Source organism: Nocardiopsis sp. TNDT3 (assembly GCF_003427465.1).
GTDB lineage: Bacteria > Actinomycetota > Actinomycetes > Streptosporangiales > Streptosporangiaceae > Nocardiopsis > Nocardiopsis dassonvillei.
In genome coordinates, this window is sequence record NZ_QPFC01001005.1 from 1 (window position 1) to 2,154 (window position 2,154).

Below are 2,154 nucleotides of genomic sequence, written 5' to 3' on the forward strand. Positions count from 1 at the left end.
CCACCCTCAACGGCGGCGGCGCGCGCCCGGTGCCTGCCAGCACGGCCCGTTCCCGGTCCCGGGTCACATAATCTGGACACCAGACCCGCGCCCGCGCCCCATACTGCCCCACGGGCCGCTGCCGTCACCGAGAGAGGGCACCCGGCCGCCGTGGGATGATGGACGACGCCGTCGGCCTCCGCCGCGGCGGGGCGACACCGCCGCGAGGCGCACACGACCCGGACCCGACCTGTGAACGGAGCACGGTGGCACAGCCGAACTGGACCGATCCCGCGCTGATCCGCAACTTCTGCATCATCGCGCACATCGACCATGGCAAGTCGACGCTGGCCGACCGGATGCTCCAGATCACCGGTGTCGTCGAGGACCGCCAGATGCGCGCCCAGTACCTGGACCGCATGGACATCGAGCGCGAGCGCGGCATCACCATCAAGTCGCAGGCGGTGCGCATCCCCTTCACCGCCGTCGACGACAAGACCTACACGCTCGACCTCATCGACACCCCCGGGCACGTCGACTTCACCTACGAGGTCTCGCGCTCCCTGGCCGCCTGCGAGGGCGCCGTCCTGCTGGTGGACGCCGCGCAGGGCATCGAGGCGCAGACCCTGGCCAACCTGTACATGGCCCTGGAGAACGACCTCACCATCATCCCGGTGCTCAACAAGATCGACCTCCCGGCCGCGCAGCCGGAGAAGTACGCCGAGGAGCTGGCCGGGATCATCGGCTGCGAGCCCTCCGACGTGCTCAGGGTCAGCGCCAAGACGGGCGAGGGCGTCGAGGAGCTCCTCAACGAGATCGTCAACCAGATCCCGCAGCCCGTCGGCGACGCCGACGCCCCGGCCCGCGCGATGATCTTCGACTCGGTGTACGACACCTACCGCGGCGTGGTCACCTACGTCCGGGTCATCGACGGCAAGCTCAGCCCGCGCGAGCGCATCCAGATGATGTCCACCCGCGCCTCGCACGAGATCCTGGAGATCGGCGTCAGCTCGCCCGAGCCCACCAAGTGCGACGGGCTGGGGGTGGGAGAGGTCGGCTACATCATCACCGGCGTCAAGGACGTGCGCCAGTCCAAGGTCGGTGACACCATCACCGCCCTCAACCGGCCCGCGACCGAGATGCTGTCGGGGTACCGCGAGCCCAAGCCCATGGTGTTCTCGGGCCTGTACCCGATCGAGGGCACCGACTACCCGGTGCTGCGCGACGCCCTGGAGAAGCTCCAGCTCAACGACGCCGCCCTGGTCTTCGAGCCGGAGACCTCCGCCGCCCTGGGCTTCGGCTTCCGCTGCGGCTTCCTTGGCCTGCTGCACCTGGAGATCACCAGGGCCCGCCTGGAGCGCGAGTTCAACCTCGACCTCATCTCCACCGCGCCCAACGTCGTCTACCGGGTGGACATGGAGGACGGCACCGAGCACGTGGTGACCAACCCCAGCGAGTTCCCCGCCGGGAAGATCGACTCCATCTACGAGCCGATGGTCAAGGCCACCGTGCTCAGCCCCGCCGACCACATCGGCCAGATCATGGAGCTGTGCCAGGAGCGGCGCGGCGACCTCCAGGGCATGGACTACCTGTCCGAGGACCGCGTGGAGATGCGCTACACGCTTCCCCTGGCCGAGATCGTCTTCGACTTCTTCGACCACCTCAAGTCCCGCACCAAGGGCTACGCGTCACTGGACTACGAGCCCACCGGGGAGAAGGCCTCCGACCTGGTCAAGGTGGACATCCTGCTCCAGGGCGAGGCCGTCGACGCCTTCTCCGCCATCGTGCACAAGGACAAGGCCTACGCCTACGGCGTGGAGATGACCAAGAAGCTGCGCGAGCTCATCCCCCGGCAGCAGTTCGAGGTGCCCATCCAGGCCGCCATCGGCGCCCGGGTGATCGCCCGCGAGAACATCCGCGCCATCCGCAAGGACGTGCTCTCCAAGTGCTACGGCGGCGACATCAGCCGTAAGCGCAAGCTGCTGGAGAAGCAGAAGGAGGGCAAGAAGCGGATGAAGATGGTCGGCCGGGTCGAGGTGCCCCAGGAGGCCTTCATCTCCGCGCTGTCCACCGACACCGGCGGCTCCGACGACAAGAAGAAGAAGTAGTAGCAGCAGCCCCGCCCCCACGTGCTCGCACGTAGGGGAAGCGGAAGGGGGCGCCCCGAGCCGGGGC

At 68.3% G+C, this 2,154-nt stretch carries 1 protein-coding gene; it reads left to right on the plus strand.

Features of this window, described 5'->3' with window-relative positions; genetic code table 11:
* The first annotated feature begins 245 nt into the window (after positions 1 to 245).
* On the plus strand, positions 246 to 2,087 hold the full coding sequence (gene lepA, locus DQW06_RS22890) for a translation elongation factor 4 (protein WP_013151743.1): 1,842 nt from the start codon (positions 246 to 248) through the stop codon (positions 2,085 to 2,087).
* Positions 2,088 to 2,154 lie beyond the last annotated feature (67 nt).